This is a genomic window from Saccharomonospora azurea NA-128 (assembly GCF_000231055.2).
Classification (GTDB): Bacteria; Actinomycetota; Actinomycetes; order Mycobacteriales; family Pseudonocardiaceae; genus Saccharomonospora; species Saccharomonospora azurea.
In genome coordinates, this window is sequence record NZ_CM001466.1 from 1,212,766 (window position 1) to 1,218,881 (window position 6,116).

At 70.6% G+C, this 6,116-nt stretch carries 8 protein-coding genes and 1 pseudogene; 4 read left to right on the plus strand and 5 right to left on the minus strand.

The window, feature by feature from the left end:
- Positions 1 to 327 (plus strand): annotated as a pseudogene (locus SACAZDRAFT_RS05420) (alpha/beta hydrolase); the annotation flags it as partial.
- Positions 328 to 358: 31 nt separating this feature from the next.
- Here the strand turns inward: SACAZDRAFT_RS05420 and SACAZDRAFT_RS05425 are convergent.
- From SACAZDRAFT_RS05425 to dut, 3 genes are read right to left on the minus strand one after another with little or no spacing between them, the layout of a single operon-like run.
- Entirely contained in the window at positions 359 to 991 is a 633-nt protein-coding gene (locus SACAZDRAFT_RS05425) for a LysE family translocator (RefSeq protein WP_005439434.1), read from the minus strand.
- Positions 992 to 1,000: 9 nt separating this feature from the next.
- Positions 1,001 to 1,705: a DUF3710 domain-containing protein gene (locus tag SACAZDRAFT_RS05430; protein WP_005439435.1), complete on the minus strand. Its 705-nt coding sequence runs from the start codon at positions 1,703 to 1,705 to the stop codon at positions 1,001 to 1,003.
- On the minus strand, positions 1,706 to 2,161 hold the full coding sequence (dut, locus tag SACAZDRAFT_RS05435; protein ID WP_005439436.1) for a dUTP diphosphatase: 456 nt from the start codon (positions 2,159 to 2,161) through the stop codon (positions 1,706 to 1,708).
- Positions 2,162 to 2,195: 34 nt separating this feature from the next.
- Between dut and SACAZDRAFT_RS05440 the strand changes: the two genes are divergently transcribed.
- Entirely contained in the window at positions 2,196 to 2,723 is a 528-nt protein-coding gene (locus SACAZDRAFT_RS05440) for a DUF3093 domain-containing protein (RefSeq protein ID WP_005439439.1), read from the plus strand.
- A 163-nt stretch (positions 2,724 to 2,886) separates the two neighbouring features.
- On the opposite strand, the gene SACAZDRAFT_RS05445 is transcribed toward SACAZDRAFT_RS05440, so the two are convergent.
- A complete protein-coding gene (locus SACAZDRAFT_RS05445; RefSeq protein WP_005439440.1) occupies positions 2,887 to 3,195 on the minus strand; it encodes a DUF4193 domain-containing protein in 309 nt (102 codons plus the stop codon).
- A 547-nt stretch (positions 3,196 to 3,742) separates the two neighbouring features.
- Here SACAZDRAFT_RS05445 and cei point away from each other — a divergent pair.
- A complete protein-coding gene (gene cei, locus SACAZDRAFT_RS05450; RefSeq protein WP_005452060.1) occupies positions 3,743 to 4,345 on the plus strand; it encodes an envelope integrity protein Cei in 603 nt (200 codons plus the stop codon).
- Between the two features lie 57 nt (positions 4,346 to 4,402).
- Here the strand turns inward: cei and SACAZDRAFT_RS05455 are convergent, their stop codons facing one another.
- Positions 4,403 to 5,227, minus strand: coding sequence for an inositol monophosphatase family protein (locus tag SACAZDRAFT_RS05455; protein WP_005439442.1), 825 nt, complete (start codon positions 5,225 to 5,227; stop codon positions 4,403 to 4,405).
- A gap of 82 nt (positions 5,228 to 5,309) precedes the next feature.
- Here SACAZDRAFT_RS05455 and ppgK point away from each other — a divergent pair, with 82 nt between their 5' ends.
- Positions 5,310 to 6,071, plus strand: coding sequence for a polyphosphate--glucose phosphotransferase (ppgK, locus tag SACAZDRAFT_RS05460; protein WP_005439443.1), 762 nt, complete (start codon positions 5,310 to 5,312; stop codon positions 6,069 to 6,071).
- Positions 6,072 to 6,116: the final 45 nt, after the last annotated feature.

A 6,116-nucleotide genomic window follows, 5' to 3' on the forward strand; every position in this document is an offset into this window, starting at 1 on the left:
GACCTCGCCACCCGCGGTGTGGCGCCCTGGCTGGCGGCGGAACTCGACCGCGCGTGGCGACGGCACGGTGCGGGGCTGGCAGCGAGTCTGCGTGCGGCCGCCGCACACCGCGCACCGGCACTCGACGAGTTGCGCACACTCGACGTTCCGGTCGGCATCGCCGCGTGCCGCGACGACCCGGTGCACCCGATCGCCGTCGCCCGGTCCTGGGCCGCGGCGCTCCCGCGCACGGCACTCGTCGGCACCACGCTCGACGCTCTCGGCGCCGACCGCGAGAGTCTCGGCCGCGCGGCCACGCTGGCCTGGCTGCACGCCCGGCTCGCGTGAGCGGCGGCACCCGCCGGTGTCGGTGTCCGACCTACTCGGCCACCGCGACGAGGCCGCCCAGCCCGATCATGCTCAGCCCGGCCGCCACGCGTTGCCGTACCCGCCAGCGCGGATTGTTCACGAGCCTGCCGGCCACACCGCCCGCGAACACCGCCACGGCCAGGTCGACGAGAGCGGCCATGGCCACGGCGATGAAGCCGAGCAGGGCGAACACGAGCGGCGCGGGAGCCGTCTCGGGATGGACGAAGTGCGGCAGCAACGCCATGAAGTACAGCGCCGTCTTCGGGTTGAGCAGCTCGGCGATCACGCCCTGCACGAGTGGCGACCTCGCCCAGCGCCTCGCGGAACCGTCCGAGTGGTCGATCCCACCGTCGTCGTGGCGCCGCACGATCGCGTGCACCCCGAGGTAGACGAGATACACCGCTCCGGCGACCTTCACGACGGTGAACGCGACCGTGGACGTCGCGAGCAGCGCCGAGAGCCCCAGCGCCGCGGCCACGACGTGGACGGACGCGCCCAGGGCGTTGCCGATCACCGAGCGCACGCCCTCGACCCGGCCGCCGCGCAGACTCCGCGCGAGCACGTACAGCACACCGGGGCCCGGACTCAGCGCGAACAACGCCGCCGTGCCGAGGAAAACGACCCATTCCGCCGAGGTGGGCACCGCGACCTCCTACCGCTGCGCCTGCGTCTGTTGCGGCTGCTGAGCCTGCTGAGGTGGGGCCTGCCTGCCCTTGATGTGGGAGGCGATCGCCTCCGGCAGGGTGATCTGCAACGGCGTCCGCACGGGCATCGGGGCCTGCCCACGGTCGACGACGGTGCCGCGCATGATCGAGCGCAGCACGTCGGGCGCCCCGGCCGCCTCGGACTGCGGCCCCGCGATCACTCCGCGCAGCATCCACCGAGGTCCGTCGACACCGATGAACCGCAGCGCGACCTCGCCCACGATGGCCGAGATCTCCATGCCCCACTCACCACGGCCGAGCGAGACGCGGGCGCCGTCGGAGCGCAACTGCTCGGCCAGCTCGGCGCTGACCTCCCGCCACAGCCCGCCCGACCGGGGCGCGGCGTAGGCACTGACGGTGACCTGGCCCGCAGCGGTGACGACGTGGACCGCGCGTACCGTGCCGCTGCTCTGGTCCATCTCGACCTGCACCTGGGAGCCGTTCGGCACCGGCACGCGGATCGACCCCAGGTCCATCCGCGGCACACCGTCGTCCGGTGCCTCGGCGACGTCGTAGGGCCCCTCCGTGCCGGAGCCGAGGGTGTCCTCGGTGTCGTCCGCGTCGAGTTCCGCGTCGGCGTCGGGAACCGGCTGCTCCACGTCCACGTGGTCGTCAGCCGCCTGATTCCGCTTCCGTCGTCCGAAAATGCCCACTCAACTCTCCGTTCCGAGCGCAGCGTGGCCACCTGTCGAGCCGTAACCGCCCGCTCCCCGTACCGTCTCGTCCAGTCGCTCGACCTCGACGAAGTCGGCGCGCTCCACCCGCTGCACCACGAGTTGTGCGATGCGGTCGCCTCGCCGTAGCACGATCGTCTCCCTGGGGTCGAGATTCACGAGGCACACCCGGATCTCGCCCCGGTACCCGGAGTCGATGGTCCCCGGCGCGTTGACGATCGACAAACCCGCCCTGGCGGCGAGCCCGGAACGCGGGTGCACGAAGCCGGCATAGCCTTCGGGCAGTGCGATGGCGACGCCCGTGCCCACCACGACCCGTTCACCGGGGGCGATGTGCACGTCCGACGTCGTCACCAGGTCCGCGCCCGCATCACCGGGATGCGCGTACGACGGGACGGCGACGTCGGGATCGAGTCGGGAGATGAGGACCTGCACGCTGGACACGACTCGCGAGACTACCCTGAGACGGGTGACCGAGAGCGCGAACACGCGGACAAAAGTCGATCTTCGGCATGCGGAGCGGCTCACCATCCCGTGGTGGGACTGGCCGCTGCCGTTGGTGGCCGCCGTCCTCCTGGCGGCCCAGATCCAGTACGCCTACCCCGCCCTGCCGCCGTGGGCGCCGTACGCGCTGCTCGTGCCCGTCGCCGTGGCCGTGCTCGTCGCGCTGAGCCGCGTCCGGGTCGCCGTGGACGGGGGTGACGAACCACAACTCTGGGTGGGTGACGCACACCTGCCGCTGCACTATGTGACGTCCGTCGACGTCATCCGGAAACCCGACAAGCGGCGGGCGCTCGGCCCCGAGCTCGACCCGGCGGCGTTCTGCGTCCACAAGCCCTGGATCCGCACCATGGTGCGCGTCCACCTCGACGACCCGGACGACCCCACCCCGTACTGGGTCTTCAGCACCCGACACCCCGAGACACTCGCGGCGCTTTTGACCGGCTCGGACACACCGACGGGCCGGAACGCGCGGCAGGACCCGGAACGCGACTGAGCACTCCGGACGGACCCGCGAACGCAGAAGGCGGGTGGCCCAGGTCACGACCCGGCCACCCGCCTTCGACGTACATCCCCTCCTCGACCAGCGTCGACCGACCCACGGCGCCCTGCCGCCACGGTGGCCGGCAGTACCAGCGCTGCCGGCCGTGTCAGCTCGGTCAGGCGCAGTCGCGGCAGATGAGACGTCCGCCGGACTCCTCCGCGAGTCGGCTGCGGTGGTGCACAAGGAAGCAAACGGAACAGGTGAACTCGTCGGCCTGCTTCGGCACGACCTTCACCGTCACGTCCTCACTCGACAACCCAGAGAGGTCGGCGCCGGGGAGCTCGAAGTTCTCCGCCGACACGTCCTCATCGACGTCCACGACGCCGGACTGGGTCTCGTTGCGCCTCGCCTTCAGCTCCTCCAACGAGTCCTCTGCCAGCTCGTCGGCTTCGCTGCGGCGCGGAGCGTCGTAGTCGGTCGCCATTTCTCTTTCACCCCTGCGATCAGCTTCGATACATGTTCGCGGACTCGGCCCTGCGCCGAGTTCTTCGTGCCGCTGGTCAACGATCCAGCGCCCGTGTTTGTGCCCGATTCCGGCGTGAGTGAGGTCTCTTTCCTGCCTCGCCATCACCGACCGGAGCCCGGGAAGGGTAGCCCACCGCCTACCCCGGCTCGAAGCTGGTCACCCGAGCCCTAAGATACGTCACCCGACAGGGTTAATACCCTGTAGAGCAGTACTTCCATCGTTCGGGTTGTGCGATGGCACCGGTGGCTACACCGGTCGCCGCTCGCTTGCCCGGGCGGCGACCGCCGTGATGCTATCCAGGGGCGGTCGGGAGCGCCGTGTTGTCATGCCCGCGTACACGAGCGACGGCGGACACGCGTGCGCACCGTTTCAGGGGATTCACTTCTCGTGTGAAGGGACGGGGCAGGTGGCGGCGGGGACAGGGGGGAGACCCGGAAACGGCAGGCAGCGAGCGGTTCGCCCGTATCGGAAGCGCAAGCCGTTACCGGCACTCATCTTCATCGGCGTGCTCGGTGTGGCGGCCGTGACCGTGTGGGTGAACGTCATCAGCTCGTCGGGCGACATCGCCGAAGCCGTCGCGTGCGAACCGCGACCGATGCCGCCCGCGGACACGACCTTCACGCCACTGCCCTACGACGCGCTGGCGACCACGTCCCCGCTTCCGCCCTCACAGGTCGAGGTCACGGTCCTGAACGCCAACAACACGCGTGGTGAGGCCTCGATCGCCACGGAGGCGTTGCGTCAACTCGGCTTCACCCGGGTCACGGACCCGGGCAACGACGAGGTGTATACCGGCGACACCGTGGCCGAGTGCCACGGCCAGATCAGGTTCGGCGCACCCGGCGAGCGAGCGGCCCGGACGGTGCACCTCCTCAACCCGTGTCTGGAACTGATCCGGGACAACCGCGAGGACCCCACGGTGGACCTCGCGATCGGCACGAAGTTCAACGACGTGAGCCCCTCCGGGGTCGCGGTGGAGATCCTCGACCGGTTGAAGTCGTGGTCGGCGGAGAACGAGCACACCGAGACCGACGAGCAGTCGGCCCGGCAGGACGGCCCCGTGATCGACCAGGAACTGCTCACGCAGACACTGCCGAAGCACTGCTGAGGCCGGGTGGGCCGCCGCCGTGAGCGGCCCACCCTCAGCCTGCGCTCGAACGGTCCGTCAGACCTCGCCCGCGCCGCACTCCCGCAGCGCCTCCCGCAACGGCGCCGCGATGCTCGGGGCCGCGGCCGTGATGGCGTCGTCCCCGAGCTCGGGTGCCTCGCCGGGCAACGTCACCACGGCGCCGGCCTCGGAGGCGACGAGTGCGCCCGCGGCCCAGTCCCAGCGGCTCAACCCGTGTTCGGCGTACGCGTCGATCCACCCCGCCCCGACGGCGCACAGGTCGAGTGCCGCGGACCCCTGCCGGCGGAGGTCACGCACCCGGCCGAGAATGCTCGCCGCGAACCGCGCCTGGCGCTCGCGGCGCTCGGAGCTGTAGGCGAACCCGGTGGCCAGCAGCGCCACGTCGAGGGAAGCGGGCTCCGACACGCGCAACGCTCGCCCGTCGAGCCAGGCGCCCCGCCCGCGCGTCGCGGTCCACCGACGTCCGGACACCGGCTCCACCACCGCCCCGGCGACGGAGACACCGTCGATCTGCGCGGCGACGGAGACGGCGAACCACGGCAGCCCGTACAGGAAGTTCACGGTCCCGTCGATGGGGTCGACGACCCACGTGACACCCGATGCGGACCGCTGGCTCTCGCCGTCGGTGCCCTCCTCCTCGCCGAGTACCGCGTCGCCCGGCCTGCGCTGCGCGAGGCGCTCCCGCACCAGCCGTTCCGAGGCGGTGTCCACCGCGGTCACGACGTCGGTCTCGCTGGATTTCGTGTCGACGGCCACACGCTCACCGGCGAGCATGGACTCGTACGCGTCGAGGACCAGCTCGGCGGCCTCCACCGCCACCTGCTCGGCGACGACGGTCAGAGTCTCGGGGTCGGATTCCATTGCTCCCACGCCGACTATGGGATCACATCCGGTTAAAGTCTCGCCCAACGACTTCTGAATCGAGAAGGAAGGGGCCTCGCCCATGACGGCGAACCGTGGGTTCGGCATCGACATCGGCGGCAGCGGCATCAAGGGCGCCCTCGTCGACCTTGACAAGGGCGAGCTCATCGGCGACCGACTGCGCATCGACACGCCCAAGCCGTCGACGCCCGACGCGGTGGCCGACGTCGTCGCCCGCATCGTGGACCACTTCGACTGGGACGGTCCCGTCGGCATCACACTCCCCTCCGTCATCAAGAAGGGAGTCGCCCAGACGGCGGCGAACATCGACCCGAGCTGGGTCGGCAGGGACGCCGACGCCCTGTTCGCCGAGCGGCTCGGCCTGGACGTCGCCGACGTCTCCATGCTCAACGACGCCGACGCCGCGGGCATGGCCGAGATGCGGTTCGGCGACCCCGCCGCGAAGCGCGGTGTGGTGGCACTGCTGACGTTCGGAACCGGTATCGGCAGCGCGCTGTTCCAGAACGGCTCCCTCATGCCCAACACCGAGTTCGGCCACATCGAGGTCGACGGCCACGACGCGGAGAAGAAGGCGGCCGCCTCGGCGAAGGACAACGAGGGACTTTCGTACCCCGAATGGGCCAAGCGTGTTAATCGTTACCTGACCGTGTTGGAGAACCTGATCTGGCCGGACCTGTTCATCGTGGGCGGCGGAGTGAGCAAGAAGTCGCACAAGTGGGTGCCGCTACTCGACATCCGGACGCCGGTGATCACCGCATCGTTGCTGAACAACGCGGGGATCGTGGGCGCGGCGGCCGCCGCCGCCGAGGGACTGGAGCACTGAGTCCCGGCTCGCTGCGCGCCGCCGTCGAGGAGGCGGCGGCCACCG

Coding starts and splice junctions, on each gene's coding strand:
- SACAZDRAFT_RS05455 (WP_005439442.1), bottom strand. CDS start 5,227: ATGGAATCCGACCCCGAGACTCTGACCGTCGTCGCCGAGCAGGTGGCG.
- SACAZDRAFT_RS05445 (WP_005439440.1), bottom strand. CDS start 3,195: ATGGCGACCGACTACGACGCTCCGCGCCGCAGCGAAGCCGACGAGCTG.
- ppgK (WP_005439443.1), top strand. CDS start 5,310: ATGACGGCGAACCGTGGGTTCGGCATCGACATCGGCGGCAGCGGCATC.